Annotated in this window: 17 protein-coding genes and 1 pseudogene; 14 read left to right on the top strand and 4 right to left on the bottom strand. The window is 71.7% G+C overall.

The genetic code is table 11. The features are described 5' to 3' along the window. Positions 1-8: 8 nt before the first annotated feature. The 8 genes from VKA29_RS30950 (at position 9) to gabT (ending at position 8211) form a co-directional block, all read left to right on the top strand. Positions 9-197 (top strand): ferredoxin, encoded by a 189-nt coding sequence (locus VKA29_RS30950; RefSeq protein ID WP_324789316.1) that lies wholly within the window; start codon positions 9-11, stop codon positions 195-197. Next, positions 197-1444, top strand: a complete 1248-nt coding sequence (locus VKA29_RS30955; RefSeq protein WP_324789317.1) for an NAD(P)/FAD-dependent oxidoreductase — start codon at positions 197-199, stop codon at positions 1442-1444. The genes VKA29_RS30950 and VKA29_RS30955 overlap by 1 nt, the downstream gene beginning before the upstream one ends. A 31-nt stretch (positions 1445-1475) precedes the next feature. Continuing rightward, positions 1476-2861 carry a glutamine synthetase gene (locus VKA29_RS30960; RefSeq protein WP_324789318.1) on the top strand — a complete coding sequence of 462 codons (1386 nt, stop codon included), beginning with the start codon at positions 1476-1478 and terminating at the stop codon, positions 2859-2861. Next, the gene (locus tag VKA29_RS30965) at positions 2858-3574 is read left to right on the top strand and encodes an ABC transporter substrate-binding protein (RefSeq protein WP_324789319.1); all 717 of its coding nucleotides are present in this window, start codon (positions 2858-2860) and stop codon (positions 3572-3574) included. Before VKA29_RS30960 ends, VKA29_RS30965 begins: the two co-directional genes overlap by 4 nt. After that, positions 3575-4285: a gamma-glutamyl-gamma-aminobutyrate hydrolase family protein gene (locus VKA29_RS30970; RefSeq protein WP_324789320.1), complete on the top strand. Its 711-nt coding sequence runs from the start codon at positions 3575-3577 to the stop codon at positions 4283-4285. Then, positions 4282-5778: an aldehyde dehydrogenase gene (locus VKA29_RS30975; protein WP_324789321.1), complete on the top strand. Its 1497-nt coding sequence runs from the start codon at positions 4282-4284 to the stop codon at positions 5776-5778. Before VKA29_RS30970 ends, VKA29_RS30975 begins: the two co-directional genes overlap by 4 nt. Positions 5779-5834: 56 nt before the next feature. After that, positions 5835-6566 (top strand): gamma-glutamyl-gamma-aminobutyrate hydrolase family protein, encoded by a 732-nt coding sequence (locus VKA29_RS30980; protein ID WP_324789322.1) that lies wholly within the window; start codon positions 5835-5837, stop codon positions 6564-6566. A gap of 268 nt (positions 6567-6834) precedes the next feature. Then, on the top strand, positions 6835-8211 hold the full coding sequence (gene gabT / locus VKA29_RS30985; RefSeq protein ID WP_324789323.1) for a 4-aminobutyrate--2-oxoglutarate transaminase: 1377 nt from the start codon (positions 6835-6837) through the stop codon (positions 8209-8211). Between the two features lie 28 nt (positions 8212-8239). Here the strand turns inward: gabT and VKA29_RS30990 are convergent, their stop codons facing one another. Further along, on the bottom strand, positions 8240-9766 hold the full coding sequence (locus VKA29_RS30990; protein ID WP_324789324.1) for a PucR family transcriptional regulator: 1527 nt from the start codon (positions 9764-9766) through the stop codon (positions 8240-8242). A 301-nt stretch (positions 9767-10067) separates the two neighbouring features. On the opposite strand from VKA29_RS30990, the gene VKA29_RS30995 reads away from it, so the two are divergent. The 5 genes and pseudogenes from VKA29_RS30995 to VKA29_RS31015 all read left to right on the top strand — a co-directional run bounded on the left by VKA29_RS30995 (position 10068) and on the right by VKA29_RS31015 (position 13864). Next, a complete protein-coding gene (locus VKA29_RS30995) occupies positions 10068-10499 on the top strand; it encodes a hypothetical protein (RefSeq protein WP_324789325.1) in 432 nt (143 codons plus the stop codon). Between the two features lie 479 nt (positions 10500-10978). Next, on the top strand, positions 10979-11773 hold the full coding sequence (locus tag VKA29_RS31000; RefSeq protein WP_324789326.1) for a hypothetical protein: 795 nt from the start codon (positions 10979-10981) through the stop codon (positions 11771-11773). A gap of 416 nt (positions 11774-12189) precedes the next feature. Next, positions 12190-12726 (top strand): 2'-5' RNA ligase family protein, encoded by a 537-nt coding sequence (locus VKA29_RS31005; RefSeq protein ID WP_324789327.1) that lies wholly within the window; start codon positions 12190-12192, stop codon positions 12724-12726. Between the two features lie 32 nt (positions 12727-12758). Next, positions 12759-13079, top strand: a pseudogene (locus VKA29_RS31010) (transposase); the annotation flags it as partial. Positions 13080-13414: 335 nt separating this feature from the next. Then, positions 13415-13864: a hypothetical protein gene (locus VKA29_RS31015; RefSeq protein ID WP_324789328.1), complete on the top strand. Its 450-nt coding sequence runs from the start codon at positions 13415-13417 to the stop codon at positions 13862-13864. A gap of 207 nt (positions 13865-14071) precedes the next feature. Here the strand turns inward: VKA29_RS31015 and VKA29_RS31020 are convergent, their stop codons facing one another. Next, positions 14072-14392, bottom strand: a complete 321-nt coding sequence (locus VKA29_RS31020; RefSeq protein ID WP_324789329.1) for a hypothetical protein — start codon at positions 14390-14392, stop codon at positions 14072-14074. 779 nt (positions 14393-15171) lie between these two features. Here VKA29_RS31020 and VKA29_RS31025 point away from each other — a divergent pair. Next, entirely contained in the window at positions 15172-15969 is a 798-nt protein-coding gene (locus tag VKA29_RS31025; RefSeq protein WP_324789330.1) for a CAP domain-containing protein, read from the top strand. 213 nt (positions 15970-16182) lie between these two features. Here VKA29_RS31025 and VKA29_RS31030 read toward each other — a convergent pair whose 3' ends face one another. Both VKA29_RS31030 and VKA29_RS31035 read right to left on the bottom strand, forming a co-directional pair. Continuing rightward, the gene (locus VKA29_RS31030; RefSeq protein WP_324789331.1) at positions 16183-16737 is read right to left on the bottom strand and encodes a hypothetical protein; all 555 of its coding nucleotides are present in this window, start codon (positions 16735-16737) and stop codon (positions 16183-16185) included. Positions 16738-17123: 386 nt separating this feature from the next. Beyond that, positions 17124-18647: a hypothetical protein gene (locus tag VKA29_RS31035; protein WP_324789332.1), complete on the bottom strand. Its 1524-nt coding sequence runs from the start codon at positions 18645-18647 to the stop codon at positions 17124-17126. Positions 18648-18776 lie beyond the last annotated feature (129 nt).

Raw genomic sequence — 18776 nt, forward strand, 5'->3', positions numbered from 1 at the left:
GAGTTTCCATGAAGGTGAATGTCGACCTTTCCCTGTGCCAGGACCACGGCCAGTGCGCCATCGCCGCTCCCGAGGTCTTCCGGATGAACGACGAGGGCCGGCTCGAGTACGACGGCACGCCCGACGAGGCGATGCGGGAGTACGTCGAGGAAGCCGCCGATGTCTGCCCCGTGCAGGCGATCCTGATCGAGGGCTGATGCCGGCCCACCAGCACGTCGCCGTCGTCGGCGCCTCGCTCGCCGGGCTCCGGGCCGCTGAACAGCTGCGCGCCGCGGGCCACGACGGGCCGATCACCGTGTTCGGTGCCGAGCCGCACCTGCCGTACAACCGCCCGCCGCTGTCCAAGGAGGCACTCGCGGATCCGCGGGCCGCCGAGCCCTCCGGACTCGCCGAGCGGCTGTCCTTCCGGCGCCGGGCCGGCATCGCGGACGTCGAGTTCCGGCTGGGCGACCCCGTCACCTCGACCGACCTGGCAGCCGGGACGCTGGCCACCGAGTCCGGCCATCGGACCGCGTACGACGGACTGGTCGTGGCGACCGGCCTGCGCCCCCGTCGGCTCGTCACACCCGGCCCGACGGCGGGCCGGCACGTGCTCCGCACCGTGGAGGACTGCCACGGACTGAGCGCGGCCGTGCGGCGGCGCGGATCCGTCCGGGTCGTCGTGATCGGCGCCGGGTTCATCGGCTGCGAGGCCGCGGCGACGCTGAGCACCCTGGGGCACACGGTCACCGTCGTGGAGCCGGCCGGTCCACCCATGGCGCGGGTGATCGGCGATGTGCTCGCCGCCGCCGTGCAACGCCACCACGAGGCGGCCGGGATCCGGTTCGTCCTCGGTACCGGAGTCACCGCCTTCACCGGCGACGACCGCGTCACCGGCGACGACCGCGTCACCGGCGTCGTCCTCGACAGCGGCGAGACCCTCCCGGCCGACGTGGTCGTGGAGGCGGTCGGCTCGGTCTGCAACACCGAGTGGCTGGAGGGCAACGGACTTCCGCTCGGCGACGGCGTCCTGACGGACAATCACCTGCAGGTCGCCGGCGCGTCCCGCGCGGTCGCCGTGGGCGACATCGCCCGCTTCCCCAACCCGCTCTTCGACGAGGTCCCCAGGCGGGTGGAGCACTGGTCCATCCCCACCGACACCGCCAAGCGGGCCGCGGCCACCCTGGTCGCGCTGCTGGCGGGCGAACTGCCGGACGGGGTGCCGTTCGCCCCCGTCCCCTCCTTCTGGAGTGACCAACTCGGCCTTCGGCTCCAGAGCTACGGCTCCCCGGCACTGGCCGACGAGGTCCGCATCGCAGAAGGCGACCCGCACCACCTGCCGGGCGGCCTGCTGGCCAGGTATCACCGCGACGGGCGCCTGGTAGGCACCCTCGCCGTCAACATCCCTCCCGCCCGGCAACGCGATCTCCGCAGTGAGTTCGCCGTACTCGTCCCCACCGCCTGACGCGGTCCCACGACCAGACAGGGAAACACCTGTGAGCACAAGCGCTCTCGATCAGCACCGCCAGGAGAACGCGGCCGGCCCGCACCTCGCCGACGCCCTCGCGAAGATCAAGAAGTACGGCGTCAAGTACGTCTACTACCAGTCCGTCTCCATCACCGGCCGCGTCGTCGGCAAGGTGATGCCGGCCCGCCACCTCGAGCGGGTCGCGGTCAAGGGCGTGCAACAGCACCGCACCGCGATGGCGAACCTGCAGACCACGCGCGAGGGGCTGCTGCTCGGCGGCGGCGTGCACGCCGCCGAGTACACCGCGGTCCCCGACCTGGACACCTTCGCGGTACTGCCGTGGGACACCTCCTTCGCCCGGGTGTTCTGCCGGCTCTACGAGCCCGACCACCTCAGCGACGGCGCCGGTGCGCCGTACGCCTGTGACGCCCGTGGCGTTCTCAAGCGCGTGCACAGTGAGTTCACCCAGCGCACCGGCCTGGAGATGCGCACCGGCTGCGAGCCGGAGATGACCTGGAAAGGGGAAGGGCTCCAGGCCCGGTTCCGGCCCGGATCGAGCCCGGCGTACCACATCGAGCACCTCGAGCGGAACCGCCAGATCGTGAAGAAGGTGATCGACTACGCCGAGGCGCTCGGCCTCGACATGATCGAGGGCGACTACGAGGACGAATTCCAGATCGAGCTCAACTTCATGTACGACCACGCCGACCTGACCGCGGACCGGCTCATCACCTACCGCCAGGTCTGCAAGCAGGTCGCCCGCGAGCTCGACATCGAGGCGAGTTTCATGCCCAAGCCGGCCACCGGCATGATGGGCAACGGCTGCCACCACAACTTCAGTCTCTGGCGCGACGGCGTCAACGTGCTGGAGGAGCCCGGAGTCACCGAGCTGAACCTCTCCCAGGAAGGACGGCACGCCCTCGGCGGACTTCTCCTCCACTCGGCCGGTGCGATGCTGATCAACGGCTCCACGGTCAACTCCTACAAGCGCTACTGGGACGCCGGCCAGTTCGCCCCCTCGAAGATCAACTGGGGCATGGACAACAAGACCTGCACCGTCCGGCTCTCCGCGAACGGGCGCCTGGAGTACAAGCTCCCCGACGCCGCGGTGAACCCCTACCTCTCCCACGCCGTCATGATCGCGGCCTGCGAGGACGGCCTGAAGAACGCCACCGACCCCGGGGAACCCGACCAGGGCTCCTCGTACGAGGGCACGCAGGACGCCCGCTTCCCCGAACTGCCGATGACCCTGGGCGACGCCATCACCGCGTTCCGCCGGGACACGGTGATCACCTCGGCGCTCGGCGAGGAACTGTCCACGCTCCTGGTCGACTACCACGCCGACGAGTGGGCCCGGTTCTGCGGCCACGTGACCGACTGGGAGCGCTCGACGTACTGGGACGACGCCCCGTGAGCGCCGCGACGCCGTTGCGGCTGGCCTGCCTGGACGCCGAGGCGCCCCCGCTGTTCACGTTGTGGTCCCCCGAACACGGCCGCCTCGGCTTCGAGCCCGCCGTGGCCGGGATCCTGGCCGCCGAACTCGGCCGGCCGGTCGAGTGGGTCCGCGTGCCGTGGGACCGGATGATCCCGGCCGTGCAGGCGCACGCCGCGGACGCGGTGCTGTGCGGGCAGGGCATCACCCCGGCCCGTCAGGCTCAGGTCGACTTCACCCGGCCGTACGCCGTCTTCCACGAGAGCGTGCTGGTCCGCCGCGGCTCGGGCATCACCTCGGCCCAGGACCTCGCCGGACGGCGGGTGGCCGCCATCGACGGCAGTACCAACATGGCGCTGGCCGAGACGTTCGACGGTGCCGTCCTGGTCGGGTTCGGGTCCGACGGCTCCGACGACGTGTACGCCGACATGCTCGCCGCGCTCGAAGCCGGGGACGTGGACGCCGTCGTCGACGACGACGTCGTCTTCGTCCCCCTGGGGGAGAACGACCCGCGGTTCCAGCTCGCCTTCACCGTCCGCACGGGCAACCGCTGGGGCATCGGGGTGGCCAAGGACCGTCCCGGGCTGCGCGCGGAGCTGGACGACGCCCTCGCCCGGGTGATCGAGGACGGGCGCCATCGAGCGGCCTGGGCCGAGTGGCTGCCCAGCCTCGACTATCCCTTCGAGGAGGCCTGAGTGCGCCCCCTGGTGGCGGTCATCGGCCGCCGAGCCGAGTCCGTGCCCATCCTCCGCTTCAGCGCGACGCTCGCCGCCGAGGCGATCTGCGAGGCGGTGTACGCCGCGGGTGGTGAGCCGGTGGTGCTGCACGGACCGGCGGCCGATCCGACGTTCGGGCTGGTCGAGCGACTCGAGAGGTTCGGCGGCGTCCTGATGCCGGGCGGCGCCGACCTGGGACCGGAGCGCTACGGCCAGAGCCCACTGCCGGAGACGGCCGACGTGGTCGACTTCCAGGACGACCTCGACCTGGCGACGGCCCGCGCCGTGACAGCCGCGCGCCTGCCGACGCTGGCGATCTGCCGGGGCATGCAGGTGCTGAACGTCGCCCTCGGCGGCACGCTGCACCAGCACCTGCGGGAGACCACCGTCGGTCACCGCAACGGCGTGCACGAGGTGCGCGTGGCGCGGGGCTCCCGGCTGCACGGCGTGGTCGGCAGCGAGCGGGTGCCGGTGTCGTCGTACCACCACCAGGCGATCGACGTACTCGCCGCTGACCTCGTGGTGACCGCGACGGCGGCAGACGGCGTCGTCGAGGCCGTCGAGCACCGCGACGCCGACATCCTCGCCGTCCAGTGGCACCCCGAAGACCTGCACACGAGTTCCGCCTCGGACGCAGCCCTCTTCACCGACCTGGTCGAGCGTGCTCACCAGAGAAAGGACCACCGATGACCGCGACGCCCGACCGGGACGTACTCGAGAAACGTGCCGCCGCACTGACCCCGCCGACCCGGCTGTTCATCGACGGCGAGTTCGTCGACGCCGCGAGCGGGGCGACCTTCGACTGTGTATCACCGCGCAACGGCACGGTGATCGCCGAAGTGGCCGAAGGGGACGCCACCGACATCGACCGTGCGGTGGCCGCCGCCCGAGCCGCCTTCGAGGACGGCCGCTGGGCACGCCGGTCACCGCGCGAACGCCGCGTCGTCCTGCAGCGCCTGGCCCGGCTCGTCGAGGAACACGCCGAGGAACTGGCGCTCATCGAGGCGATCGACATGGGCAAACCGTTCACCGACGCGCTCGCCGTCGACCTCCGGGTCACCGTCCAGACCCTCGACTTCTACGCGGAGGCGATCGACAAGACCTACGACGAGGTCGCACCGACGGCCGAGGACGTGCTGGCCACCATCACCCGCGAGCCCCTGGGCGTCGTCGCCGCGGTGGTGCCCTGGAACTTTCCCCTGATGATGGCGATCTGGAAGGTCGCCCCGGCCCTGGCCGTCGGCAACTCGGTGGTCGTGAAACCGGCCGAGCAGTCCCCGCTGACCGCGCTGCGACTGGCCGAACTGGCGGCCGAGGCCGGCCTCCCCGCCGGCGTCCTCAACGTCGTCCCCGGCCTCGGGCCGACCGCCGGCCGCGCCATCGGCGTGCACATGGACGTCGACGCCGTCGCCTTCACCGGTTCCGGGCCCGTCGGCCGCCGCTTCCTGCAGTACGCCGCCGAGTCGAACATCAAGCAGGTCTCCCTGGAACTCGGCGGCAAGTCACCCCAGATCGTGCTGCCCGACGCCCCCGACCTCGACCGGGTCGCCGAAGCGATCGCCACCGGCATCTTCTTCAACCAGGGCGAGGTCTGCACCGGCGGCTCCCGCATGCTCGTACACCGGTCCATCAAGGACGAACTGCTGGAGAAGGTGCTGGAGGCCTCCCGCCGCAAGCGGGTCGGCGACCCGCTGGAGCCGGGTGTCGACATCGGCGCGCTCGTGGAGTCCGAGCACATGAACCGGGTGCTCGGCTACATCGACCTCGGCCGGGAAGAAGGCGCCCGCACCGTCCTCGGCGGCGGGAGGGTCCTCACCGAGAGCGGCGGCTACTTCGTCGAACCCACCGTGTTCGACCGGGTCGACCCGCACATGCGGATCGCGCAGGAGGAGATCTTCGGCCCGGTGCTGTCGGTCATCGAGTTCGACTCGGTGGACGAGGCGGTCCGGATCGCCAACGGCACGCCCTACGGGCTCGCCGCCGCGCTGTGGACCACCGACCTCTCCACCGCCCACCGCGTCTCCCGGCGCCTGCGTGCCGGCACGGTGTGGGTCAACTGCTACGACGACAGCGACATCACGGTCCCCTTCGGCGGCTACGGCCAATCGGGCTTCGGACGCGACAAGTCCCTCCACGCACTCGACAAGTACGCACACCTCAAGAGCACCTGGATCAAACTGTGACGCCGGTCGTCCGTATCGAGGAGGTGACGCCGGCCCAGCCTCTGCCGGAGCATCCCGTGGCGCATGTCGCGGTGCTGGTGTCCCTCAACTTCCCGGACCTGGACGAACAGGTCGCGGGACTGGTCCGCCGCTTCACCCGGGTCGCGCTGGAGACACTGGTGCGGCTCGGCGCCTCGTACACGTTGCTGGACACCTCGGCGCCGCTGCCGGACCCCGAGGCGGCGGCCCGGTTCGACGGTCTGCTCCTGCTCGGGGGCGGTGACATCGACGGCACATGCTACGGCTCGTCCCTGGCCGACGTCCCGCACTCCTACGGTGTGGACGCCCGCGCCGATCGGGACGCCCTCAGGGCGATCGCGGCGACGGAAAAGGCCGGCCGGCCGATCCTCGGCATCTGCCGTGGCTCCCAGCTGCTCAATGTCCACCGCGGCGGGACGATCATCCCCGACATCGAGGAGTTCACCCTGCACCGCGGCGGCGAGGGGCGACCGGTGTTCCTGGACGAGAAGATCCGGCTCGTGCCCGGCACTCGCCTGCACGGCATCATGGGCGCCGACAGCCTCGTCGGCCGCTCCGGCCACCACCAGGCCGTGGACGGGCTCGGCTCCGGGCTGGTCCTCGCCGCGGTCGCTCAGGACGGCATCGTCGAGGGCATCGAGGATCCCGAGCGCTGGCTGATCGGCGTGCAGTGGCACCCGGAGGACGACGACGGTCCGGAAGCGGACCGCCTGCGGCTCCTCGGCAGCTTCGTCCGGGCCTGCGCCACAGGGGCAGGCGTGGCGGCCTGAGCATCCGGGCGTCGAGGTCGTGTTCCGTGACGGCTCCACGACCTCCGCCCGGACCATCCGCCTCGGCCACCGCACCCTCCCGGGCGGCGCCCTGCGCCGTCGCCGCCGAGCGTACGGGTGGACGTACGGCTGAACGGACCCCTGCGGTGAGGCACTCGACGAGTTGTCCCGGACTCGCCGTCACGGCACTCCGATCGGTCCATCGCTCCGGTCCTGGGCCGGTGTTTGGCTGGGACGCCCAACCCCTCTACAACCCGGAGGACTTACCATGCCCGGAGCCACCCGGCCGGTCGGCGGTCCGCAACTCGCCCAGATCCGGCGGGTCGTGAGCGAGATCCCCGGCCCGCGGTCACGTGAACTGCTGGCCCGTCAACGAACGCTGGTACCGGCCGGCGTCGGTGCGACGCTGCCGGTGTTCGTCGAGGCGGCCGGAGGCGGAGTGATCGTCGACGCGGACGGAAACTCCTTCATCGACTTCGGCAGCGGGATCGCCGTGACCACGGTCGGCAACTCGGCGCCGGCCGTGGCCGGGCGGGCCGCGGCGCAGTTGAGCCGGTTCACCCACACCTGCTTCCTGGTGAACCCCTACGAGTCGTACCTCGACGTGTGCGAAAAGCTGAACACGCTCGCTCCCATCCGTGGCGACAAGCGCACCATTCTGGTGAACTCGGGCGCCGAAGCCGTGGAGAACGCCGTCAAGATCGCCCGTGCCGCCACCGGCCGCCCGGGCATCGTCGTCTTCGACCACGCCTTCCACGGCCGCACGCTGCTCACCATGACGCTCACCGCGAAGAACAAGCCCTACAAGCAGGGCTTCGGCCCGTTCGCCCCGGAGGTCCACCGGGCGCCGATGGCTTACCCGTACCGCTGGCCCACCGGCCCCGAGAACTGCGCCGAGGAGGCCGCGCAGGCTCTCGTGGACCTGCTGGACCGGCAGGTGGGCGCGGAGAACGTCGCCGCCGTCCTGATGGAGCCGATCCAGGGCGAGGGCGGCTTCGTGGTTCCGGCGCCCGGCTTCCTGAAGCAGGTCGCGGCCATCTGCCGCGACCGCGGCATCCTGCTGATCATGGACGAGGTCCAGGCCGGGATGGCCCGCACCGGGCGCATGTTCGCCTGTGAGCACGAAGGTGTCCAGCCCGATCTGATCACCACGGCGAAGGGCCTCGCGGGCGGCCTTCCGCTGGGAGCCGTGACCGGCCGCGCCGAGCTGATGGACGCCGTTCCGGCCGGCGGACTGGGCGGCACCTACAGCGGCAACCCGGTGGCCTGCGAAGCCGCTCTGGGCGTCTTCGAGGAGATCGAGGAGCACGATCTGCTGGAGCGCGCCCGGGAGATCGGGGACACCATGCTGGAGCACCTGAGCGCACTCGCCGACACCCACGAGGTCATCGGCGACGTGCGGGGCCGGGGCGCGATGGTCGCCGTCGAACTGGTCGAGCGGCACGGCGACCGGGTCCCCGCGCCCGACCTCACCGCCCGCATCGCCCGGCGCTGCCATGAGAACGGGCTGCTGGTCCTGACCGCCGGGAGCTACGGCAACGTCCTGCGCTTCCTGCCGCCGCTGTCCATCCCCGACGCCCTGCTGGAGGAAGGTCTGGCCATCCTGAGCGAGGCCGTCGCGCAGGAAGCGGCGGCCACCGGATGACCGGTCCGGCCGCCGGTGAGCCCGGGCCTCACCGGCGGCCGGAACCCTGCCACACCGTCAGCGCCAGCAGCAGCTCCGCCCGGACGTGCGCGGATTCCAGGTCCGCGGCGATCAATCCCTGGACGCGGGTCATGCGGGCGCGCAGCGTGTGCCGGTGCACCCCCAGGTGGGCGGAGGCGGCCTCCCACTGACCGTTGTGCTCCAGGAAGGCCCGCAGGGAAGCGAGCAGTTCGGTGTCGTTGGCGTCGTCGTACTCGGCCAGCGGACCCAGCCGGGCCACGGACAGGGATTCCAGGACGGCCCTCGTCTGCGGCGCCGTGACCAGAACCTGACCGGCGAGGGACGCGAAGTGCACCACCTCGGCGCAGCCCCGTGCCCGGGCGGCCGACAGGGCGCTGAGGGCCTCACCCAGGGCCGCGGGCCCGTCCCCCAGCTCGTGCACCGCGCTGAGTCCGGCAGCCGGACGCGTCTTCTGCCGGTCGGCGAGTTCGCCCACGACGGCCTGGGCTGTCGCCGCGTGGCCGCCCGGCAGCAGCAGCACGGCGGCGCCGTCGAGCACGGCTCCGAACAGCGGCAGTCCCCGCTCGCCCAGGGCCTCGCCGACCGCCGTGAGTGTTCCTCGCGGACTGCCGTCCTCCAGCGCCAGGACGCGGACACCCTCACGGATCGGGAATCCGGCCTCGACCAGATGGTCCCGGGCGGCCGGGGACGCGATGGTCCCCTCCAGCAGCAGCCGCAGGATCGTGCCGTTCAAGCGGTGCTGCTCGTCGCGCACACGCAGCGGCTTCTCCGCCTCCAGGGCGACCAGGGACGCCGCGTGGCCGAGCAGAAGGTGGTCCACCGCGGTCAGCGACCGATCGGCGACCAGGACCAGGCGCCCGTGCACACGGGGCCCCACCTGCACCTGCTGGACGGCGACCACACCGTCGGGTCCGCTGCTGACCGAAGCGGCCGCGCGGACAGCCGGACTCCGGCCGGTGACCTCGTCGAGGTCCGGCACGGTCGCGTCCGGCGGATGACAGGCCCGTATCCGCCCTTCGGAATCCAGGAACGCCACACGTGTGCCGGAGGACACGGCCAGCTCCCTCACCACCGCCCGCGCACCGCCGGCCAGCGCGGCCCGGGTCATCCGCGGTTGGACGCGAGACGCCTGGACCACCCCCTCGTACTGCTGCTCGGCCAGCCTTTCCATGACGGCCTTGGTGACGGCCACGAACGGCGTGCGCAGCGGTACCTCCAGCAGCGGCAGCCCAGCCTCCTCGGCAGCCTCGATCAGCTCGGCCGGTACCCGGCCGTGGGAGAGGCCGACGCCGAAGCCGACCGCGGCGACACCGGCGCCGGCCAGTCGCCGGACGTAGTCCCGACGGGCCTCAGGATCCTCCGGCAGGCGCAGGCCGGTGGTGAGCACCAGCTCGCCGCCTGCGAGCCACGGGCTCGGGTCGGCGAGTTCGATGCTGTGCGCCCAGGTCACCTCACGGTCCTGGTGACGTGCCCCGGCGAGGACCTTGAGACGCAGTTCGGGACGCCGCAGCAGCCAGCCGAGAGGGACACTCATGCGCACACCACCAGGACCTGCCTTCGAAAGCCTCTTCCGCGGACGGCCCAGCGTGTCACAGCGAACGTGGAGCCGTACGACCCGCCCCCCGGCATCCGGTGCGTGCAGACCCGCCCGCCCGGGCGCCGCGCCGGGTCCGCCTTCGGCCCGGTTCCGCCCGGCAGGCGCGATGGTGAGGACCGCGTCGTCGAGGAGCCAGGGGCTCCCCTTCCTCCCGGGCCGCGCATCTGTCCAACCCGCGGCAGCCCTTACATACTTGCTCGTTCGAGCAAGTCGTCATGAACGTGACAGGGAGGCATCGATGATGCGCAGCACCATCGCGCGACGGATGGCCAAGGCGACCGCACTTCTGGCATCGACAGCCGGGTTGATGGTCTTCTCGCCGGCACCGCAGGCAGCCGCGGGGGAATGCAGCCTCGGGTTCCTCTGCGGCTACGTCCAGAACAAGCTGCCGAGTTCGTACACGATGAAGATCGCCCAACTCGGCATGGGCACGGAGACGTGCCGGACCGAAGAGGGCACCTTCACCTGCAAGACCTACTGGCTGCCCAGCGGGAAGACGAGCAAGGACATCGGCGTCAAGGACGCCGATGCGCTGACTGTCGAGAACGCGGCGTGGACCACGAACAACAACAGCACCTGGTTCGCCGCGGGCGCCTGGGAGAAGATCTCGGACGTCGAGTCGCGCCTCTGCGTGGTCGAGGGCGGGCATCCGGCCTGCTACCAGAACTGACGGTGCCATTCCTGGCCTGGGCGGGAGTCTGCCGCCGTCCGGGCCGGGCGGCGGCCGAGGACGCGGCGTCCTGACCGGTGCCTGGATCGTCGCCGACCGGCGCGCCGTCGATGTCGGTGGTGGTCTGCGCGTCCCACGGGAACAGCCGCGACTTCAGCACCGTGGCCGTGGTCGGGATGCTCGCCGGGGAGAACTCCGGCGCCGCGCGTGCGCTGCGGTGGGTGGTGGAGTCGTTACCCACCTCCAGCCACTTCCGCCCCGACTCCGAAGGAGGCGATGGAAACCTCGTTCAGGGCCGGGCGGCCGGAGGACAAGGTGGTGCCCCGGATCAGCCGCATGGTGCGGCCCGCCTTCGGCACGCCCGCGATCCGTGTCGGCGAGCCCAGCAGCCGGCCGTCTTGGAAGCGGCGTGGCAGGCCCCGTGTGTAGCCTCGTGCGAGGACTGATCGACTTCACGGTCGGTTCACCGGAGGAGGACCATGCAAAGCACAGCACGTTTCGGACGGAGAACCGGCTGGGCAGCGGCGGGAGGTGGGATCGCCCTGGTGCTGCTGACGGCGACCGGGGCCCACGCCGAGGGGCGGGGCGATGTCCGGGTGGTGTCGACCGTCGTCAACGACGGAGCCAACGTCACGGTCGGCACGGCGCGGGAGGTGACCTTCCCGATCGCCATCACCGTCAAGGACAACTCGGGTGTGAAGGGCCTCACCCACGTCAGCACCTTCAACCGCTCCAACGGCCACGGCTTCGTCGTCTGGACGGGCACGACGTGCGAGAAGAAGTCCTCGACGACGTCGGTGTGCACGGCGACCATGTCGGTGGACCCGGCCTGGATCCCGGCCAGTGACGACATCGACTCCAACAAGGTCGCGGGCGTCTGGACGGTGAACGCCACCGTCCAGGCGAACGACGGGGACTACTGGATCTCCGACTCCATCGCCGACTACAAGGTGAAGCGGGCCTCGAAGCTGACCACGGACGCGGCCCCCGAACCGGTCGCCAAGGGCGCGAAGCTCACGGTCACCGGCAAGCTGTCGCGCGCGAACTGGGAGACCCTGAAGTACCAGGGATTCGCCGGACAGGACGTGAAGCTCCAGTACCGCAAGGCCGGCGCCGCCCACTACAGCACGGTCAAGACCGTGAGGACAGGCAGCACCGGACAGCTCAGCACCACGGTGACCGTCACCTCCGCGGGCAGTTGGCGCTGGTTCTTCCCCGGCACGACGACGACGGCCCGGGTCGTGTCGGCCGGTGACGCGGTGGCCCTCAAGTAGTCACCGCACGCAAGAGGCCGTCCGCCGCCCCAAGGGGATGCCGTGTGTGCGGCGGACGGCGTCGACGATCCGGCCGCCTCGGCGTGTCCGCGGACCAGGGCGGCCCACACCCGCGAGCCGCTGCCGGCTGCGTGAGAGCGACCGCCCACCCGATCCTCACCGGCGAGGGCGGCGCGATCCTCAGCGAGCAGACCGGCCGCTGGTCCTGCCTGACGCCGGCAGGGCGCCATCGGACACGTCGTCCTGGTGCTCGCCGGTCCAACCAAGTGCACATGGTCGTGCCCCCTGCTCGTGCAGGATCTCCCGCCCCGTGCGGCGGAAACCGCCAACGCGGAGACGTCACCGGGCCCCGCCGAGCCCTCTGCCCGACGGCCTGGCCGACGACCGCACCGCAGGTGTGACGCCGGTAGGCTGCGATGGTGCGCACTGTCGAGCTTCTGTTGGATGAGGCGGCGGAGCTGGCGGTCCGGGAGGCGTGGCGGCGGCTGGCGGACGCGGTGTTGCCCAGCCAGGCGCGGCACCGCTCACCCACGAACAGCCCGCACCTCACCCTGGCCGCCTGTCCGGAGTTGACCGGTCCGATTCGCTGGGAACTCGCCGAGGTCGCCGCCGCCTTGCCGCTGCCGGTGCACTTCACCGGCGTGGTCCGTTTCGAGCGGCCGACCTCGGTGCTGGCCTGGGCGCTGGACCTCGACTCCGCGCTGGCCGGCTTGCACCGCCAGGTGTGGGAGGCGGTGGCCTCGGACAGCCCGCCCGGAACCCTCAGCCCCTTCCACGCACCCGGGCGCTGGAGTCCGCACGTCACCCTCGGCCGTACCCGGCGCCCGGGTGCCTTCGCCGGCCGGCGGGTCCCTGAGCTGCTGCCGGCGCCGCCGCTGACGGTCCGGCTCACCACCTTGCGCAGCTACGACACCGCCACCGGCACCCTGGAGGTGCTGGAGCCCCGCCGCTGAGACGCCCCCGATCTCGGAGCGGCGGCGGGGACGGCCGGGAGTATCCGGCGATCGTGCAACCGTGGCCGGACGCCTGGGCCGAGTTCGTGCCCTTCCTCTCCTTCGATGTCGAGATCCGCAAGGTGGTCTGCTCGACGAACGCGATCGAGAGCGTCAACGCCCGCATACCCGAGGCCGTCCGGGCCCGCGGCCACTTCCCCGACGAAGCCGCCGCTCTCGAGTGCGTCTACGTGGCGCTCATGTCGCTGGACCCGACAGGGACGGGCCGCGAGCGGTGGACCATGCGCTGGAAGGCGCCCTTGTACGCCTTCCGGATCGCCTTCGAGGGCCGCCTGACGCCGAGCAACAACTGACCACTCAACAAGCAGGATCAGCCGTCGAATTGACACACCCGGGCCGCGTCGTTCTCGCGGTTGGCCCGACAGAACCGGTACGGGCCTGACACCCCGCCTCGTGCCGTCATGGTGATGGGTCGACAGATTGACGCGGGCGCGGCTCCCGGCGATCATGGAGTGTCGAGTTCGGTGATCATCGCAGCGGAAGGCCGTGCCTGCTGCGCCGGCATGGCCTGTCCCCGCAGGGCTGGGCCAACTCGCCGGATCCGGTCGGCCCGCTCTGACCTGACGCGATGTCACCGGCATCGGGCCGGCCGACAGCGCCTTCCCCGGCACCGTAGCGAGGAATTCCTATGCGCCGTGCGTTTTTCACCCCGCTGCTGGCGGCGGCCCTGACCGGATGCTCGCTCCTCGGCCAGGACACGTCCTGCACCAAGGCCGACGCGGAGTCGCAGGTGTCCGTGATGTGGCGGCCCGCCGACTTCGGAGGCCGGGACGCGGTGAGAATCCGTCTGTGTGTGCAGGCCAGATGCCAGGAGCGGGTATCTGGCAGCCCCGACGACCCGTTCGCCTCCGTGTCGGTCCGACTCCGCGGCGACGTCGGCTCGTCCACCGTCCCGGTGCGGCTCACGGTGACGTCCGTGAAGAGCGGTGACACCGTCGTCGCGGACAGGACCCGGGCCAGGCTGACGGAGCAGCACCCCAACGGCGCGTCCTGCCCGCCCACCACATGGACGGCAACATTCCGGGCCCACCCCGACAAGGGCCTGACGTCACCCGAGGGCATCAAGCTTCAGGACTGAGCCCCGACACAAGCGCCCGTCCCACCGCAGCGCCGGAGGGGCGGGCGCTCATGTCGCTGCGAAACGAGGTCGCGGTGCTGGTCGATGATCTGCGGTGGTCCGAGAGGGCGGGCAGGCAGCCGGGAGGGCCGTGTTCGTCCCGGCTCAGGCAACCTGCGCAAGCGCTGGGCCGTCCTGCCGGATGCCTGGTCGGTGACACACGGTGACTCACTGGGCCGAGCTGCCGCCGCCCTTCCGGTTACCACCGGTGAGCTGACCCGCCATCATGAGTATGAGACCGGCAAGGAGAATCGCGGCGCCGATCAGCGTTCCCGACGTACGAGCGCCGGAATCGCTGATCATCAGCCCGAAGACCATCTGCCAGCACAGCGCGAACGCCACCGTGAGCTGACCCCAGCCGTAGATCCGCGGAGCGCGAACATGGCGCCGGTTCATGGGAAGCACCCAGCCGCTGGTGACCGCCGCGACGCCGGAGGCTGCGATGAGCAGCGCGAACAGGACAAGAGGCACGGCGAGGTACAGCTTCACGGTTTCTCCCCTGCGTACCGGACCCACGCCCGACAACAGTGTGATCATGACACCCGACTGCGTCACACGTCCATGACTACGCGGCCCGGGTGGGTGGCGTCCAGCGGCGCAAGCAGGCGCCCGTCGCCTCGGCCGGCTTCCTCGTGGCGATGGACCGCCACGGGGGGCGCTGCACGGAGCCGGCGATACCCATGAGGGCGGGGCGGCCCGGCGAGCCGGAGGCGTTCCGGCCCGAATGGCCCGGCGCCTTCACCCCGGTCGGCCGGCGTCGGCGATGAGGATGCCTGGCTCTCTTCCGCCGCATCTGCGCCGACGGCCTCGACGCGCTCCTGCGCACGGTCACCGTCGCCGGACCCCGGAAGGGTTGCGGGGAAAGGCGGTGACTTCCCTCACACACGTGCTCCTTGCCAACGTGCCGCGACAGTAGATGGCGCGTGGGCGACATAGGTGGATCTGGTGCACGGAAGCAGGCATACGCGGCACCTCGGCCGGTGCCACCGGCAGCCTCACCGGCCTCGATCAGATCAGACCGTCCCCGCCGCCCTCCTGACGGAGTGTGAGGCGTCGTCGGCGGTCGGTGCGGCGGCTCGGCACAATCCCGGCCCGGATTCAAGAGCGCCCTCCGCTACTAGGCGAGGTCGTGGAAGCCCTCGTTGCCGTGTGCTCACGCGGCTCTTAACAATGACGGCTCCGCAAGGCGTCCCCGCAGGTCAAACGCAGTGCCTGGGCGAAACCAGGCCTGCCGGAGGCGCAAGGAGAGTCGACCGAACGAGGTCCGCATGAGGAACCACCGGAAGCACCGCAGGAAGTCCCGCCGCCGGCCCATAGCCGTCGCCGTCCTGGCGATGGGCGCGGTGGCGGTGCCGTCGGCCGCCATGGCGTGCATGGGCGACGAAGGAACCGAGGACGTCACCGCCGCGTCCAGCCGTTCCTGGACGGACGGGTGGAAGGCGTCCTGGGGCGGACACCGGGAGCGGGACGTCCGGACCGCGAAGCCCACGACGACGGCTTCGCCGACGACCTCTGCCGGGACCGCGGCGCCCGCCCCGGAGAAGCCCAAGGCGCCCGTGCCGAAGACGCCCCCACCCGCCCCGGCGAGGAGCACCGCCGCGTCGAAGCCGACCGCCGCGCCCTCCGCGACGACGACCGCCGCACCGAAGCCGTCCGCGACCACGGCCCCCGCCACGCAGACCCCCGCGTCCGCCGCGGTCGCCCGCGTGGTCGCCCTGGTCAACAGCGAGCGCATCAAGGTCGGTTGCTCACCGGTCACCCTGAACGCGAAGCTTTCGCAGGCCGCCCGGGCCCACAGCGCGGACATGGCGAGCCACAACACCATGTCGCACACCGGTTCCGACGGGTCCGACCCGGGACAGCGGATCACGCGCGCGGGCTACCTCTGGAGCACCTACGGCGAGAACGTCGCGTACGGGTACTCCACGCCCGAGCAGGTCATGGCGGGCTGGATGGCCAGCGCCGGCCACAAGCGCAACATCCTGGACTGCGGCTTCAAGGAGATCGGTGTCGGGGTGGCGCAGCCCGGCAACTACTGGACGCAGGACTTCGGCACGGCCCGATGACGTTCTGCCCCGGACTTCCGCCCGGGTGCTCCACCCCTGCCACTCCGGGTGCTCCACCTCTTCCACCCGGCGGCAGCACGCGGTGGCGGGCCCGGGCACGGAGCCGTGGGCAAGCCGGCGTGCCGGTGTCCGCGCAGACCAGGGCCGCCTGCGGGCGCCGGTGCCAGGGCCGGGCCGGGAGAGGCCGTCCGGCCCTGGCACCGGCGGTGGCGGTCAGGGAGCGGTGAGGTACCACAGCTGTGAGCTGGTGGCGTGTCCGCCGGGCAGCTCGCGCAGCGGAGCGACGTTGTCGTCGCCGTAGGTGGCGGTGACGGCGAGGTCTTCGTCGAGGTAGGGCACCAGAGCCCATGCGTCACCGTCGGTGGTGGGCCGCAGCCGCCACCATTGGGCCTTCTTGCTGGACTGGCACTTGGTCAGGTACACCCAGGTCCCGGCGTCACCGCGCATCTCTGCGCAGTTGCCCGTGGTGCTGATCGTCCACCGGTACACCGTCTCCCCGTGGGAGGTGCTGAACGGGGTGAACCGGAAGGTCCGCGGGTAGGGGTGGTCGGCCCTGTAGTACACCTGCAGGTAAGTGCCGTCGTTGCCCTTGGCGTCGTCCGGGATGAGGTAGTTGGTGTGTGCCACGCTGGTGATCACCACCGGGCCGCCGGGCACGGCCGCGGCGGCCGCCCGGGCGGTACCGGTGGTGGCCGGCAGCATCAGGCTCGCCAGCGCCGCCGCGGCTGCGGCTGACGCGAGCAGGCGGCGTCGAAACGACAGACTCATGGGTTCTCCTCGGAGACAGAACGGGGGAGGGGAGCGGGACAGACGGCCGCTTCGAGGTCTGCCCTCGGAGGACAGCGGTCGGCTGGTCTCCCTCGCTGTACCTGCCCCGGGCGAGCCCCTGCTTTCAGGAAGACGCCGATGTGAGTGACTAAGTGTGATCGCATGATGAGCAGGTTCATGCCCGTTTCGCTCAGCGCCTGCTGCCGCCGGGCGCGAGCGGGCCGGTGACTCAGCGACCGCCTCCCTGGTAGGGACGGAAGTACTTCCACACGTCATCCGACTTCCTGCCCCGAGGCTCGCGGTCCGCGCCTGTGACGGAGCGCTTCAGTGGGCGAGTCGGTGCTTGGACGGCGGCGGGGCCGGGTGTCGAGCGGGCGGCAGGGCAGTCACAGCCGCAGCCGGGCCAGCAGATCCGACATGACAGCGAGCGGTAGTGACGGGTTGGCGGCCGCCGCTTCCGCGACCCGCGGGGCGGCGTCGGTGAGGAGTTCGGCGATGACCGGCTGGGGGAGAGCCGGATGGCCGGCGGCCATGGGCCTCGCCCGTGCGTCCGTCAGACAGGTGAGCAGTGCCAGGGCCGTCGCATTGCGGTGCCGGGCGACCTCGCGGAACGCTTTCTGTACCGGTGGTTCGTGCCGGGCCAGGTCCTCCAGCAGTGCCGGGGGCGCGTCCGGGTTGGCCGCCACCTTGGCAGCGACCTGGACTCCGTACCGGGCGAGCATGGCGCGCAGTCGGGCTTCGGAGAGGCCCGGGTGCGGCGCGATGGACCCGACCACTTTCGCGTCGGGATCGGTGGCCAGCGCGTCGCGTGTCACGGGCGGCAGATCGCGTCGTCGGGCCACGAGCATCCGCACGTCCGGGTTCGGCGACCGGGCGAGTTCCTCGACCTCGTCGGGGGAGGCTGCGGCAATCCGGGCCGGGAGGGCGGTACCGATCCGGGTGGTGCCGGTCAGGCGGGTGAGCACGTCGAGCGGCACGTGCGGGTTGTGGGCGAGCCGGCGCCGCACGTCGTCGTCGGGATCGGTGGCCAGTGCGTGGATCAGGGCGTCGTCGATCGATGGGTTCTCGGCGAGGTCGGCCCGGACCGCGGGGTGGGGATCCACGGCGAGCCGCCCGTACACCTGCGACGGCAGACCGGGGCGGGCGGCGAGCGCACGGCGCAGCAGCGGCGAGGCGTGCTCCGCGAAGCCGGCCACGGCTTCGGTGGGTGTGGCCGGGTTCCCCAGCGCCGTCCGCTGCGTCTCGCGCACGGTGGACTCGTGGGAGCCGTCGCAGCAGGCGCCCGGCAGCGGATCGCGGTCTGCCCGCGGGCACCGCGGCTCGTGTTCGAACGGCGTCACTTCACGGTCGCAGACCAGGCACCGCTGCGCCGGAGGCAGCCCCTGCCCGGTGAGCAGCGCGGCCAGCACGGCCGGGGGCGTCGCCTCGTTGGCCGCCACCCCGCGGCGGACCTCGGCATGCGGATGCCCGGCGAGCCGGGCTGCCACGTCCGGCGTCGTCCACAGCGCGAGCTCCGCCACGACCCGCACGTCCGAGTCCGCGGCGAGCATCTCCACCACATCGCGCGGAAGACCGGGGCAGGCGGCCAGCTTCTCCCTGCGTCCCACGACCGGATCCGCCGCGAAGAGGCGCGCCCACTGCGGAGAACCGGCACCCTCGTCGAGCAGGACGAGGGCGACGTCCGGCTGTGCCACGGGATCGACGTCGGCGGCGGTCAGCCGCCCCGCGTACGCCAGCCGCACGGCGCTTTCCGCGACCCGCGAGGCCAGCGCGAGCGCCTGCGCATGGCTGAGGTCCGCGCGATCGGCGAGGACCGCGGCGATGTCCGCGTCGGCGACCGCGATCAGCCGGTCGACCAGTTCGGACGGCAAGCTCACGTTGGCGGCAAGCCCGCACAGAACATGGTTCACGGAGGCATCCTGCCCCGGACCACGGCCGAATGGCTCCTGCATTTCGACCCCGGCCCGGCCGGTGCGGCTCCGGCCATGAGCGGACCGGTGGTGTCGCGGCAGCGGGCAGCCGCCGGCGCCTCCCCGGGC

This window comes from Streptomyces sp. H51 (assembly GCF_035656535.1).
Taxonomy (GTDB): domain Bacteria; phylum Actinomycetota; class Actinomycetes; order Streptomycetales; family Streptomycetaceae; genus Streptomyces.

What these genes read in the sequence shown, in the direction of transcription:
- VKA29_RS30950 (WP_324789316.1), top strand. Translation starts at nt 9, where the DNA reads ATGAAGGTGAATGTCGACCTTTCCCTGTGCCAGGACCACGGCCAGTGC.
- VKA29_RS30955 (WP_324789317.1), top strand. Translation starts at nt 197, where the DNA reads ATGCCGGCCCACCAGCACGTCGCCGTCGTCGGCGCCTCGCTCGCCGGG.
- VKA29_RS30975 (WP_324789321.1), top strand. Translation starts at nt 4,282, where the DNA reads ATGACCGCGACGCCCGACCGGGACGTACTCGAGAAACGTGCCGCCGCA.
- gabT (WP_324789323.1), top strand. Translation starts at nt 6,835, where the DNA reads ATGCCCGGAGCCACCCGGCCGGTCGGCGGTCCGCAACTCGCCCAGATC.
- VKA29_RS30990 (WP_324789324.1), bottom strand. Translation starts at nt 9,766, where the DNA reads ATGAGTGTCCCTCTCGGCTGGCTGCTGCGGCGTCCCGAACTGCGTCTC.
- VKA29_RS30995 (WP_324789325.1), top strand. Translation starts at nt 10,068, where the DNA reads ATGATGCGCAGCACCATCGCGCGACGGATGGCCAAGGCGACCGCACTT.
- VKA29_RS31000 (WP_324789326.1), top strand. Translation starts at nt 10,979, where the DNA reads ATGCAAAGCACAGCACGTTTCGGACGGAGAACCGGCTGGGCAGCGGCG.
- VKA29_RS31005 (WP_324789327.1), top strand. Translation starts at nt 12,190, where the DNA reads ATGGTGCGCACTGTCGAGCTTCTGTTGGATGAGGCGGCGGAGCTGGCG.
- VKA29_RS31015 (WP_324789328.1), top strand. Translation starts at nt 13,415, where the DNA reads ATGCGCCGTGCGTTTTTCACCCCGCTGCTGGCGGCGGCCCTGACCGGA.
- VKA29_RS31025 (WP_324789330.1), top strand. Translation starts at nt 15,172, where the DNA reads ATGAGGAACCACCGGAAGCACCGCAGGAAGTCCCGCCGCCGGCCCATA.
- VKA29_RS31030 (WP_324789331.1), bottom strand. Translation starts at nt 16,737, where the DNA reads ATGAGTCTGTCGTTTCGACGCCGCCTGCTCGCGTCAGCCGCAGCCGCG.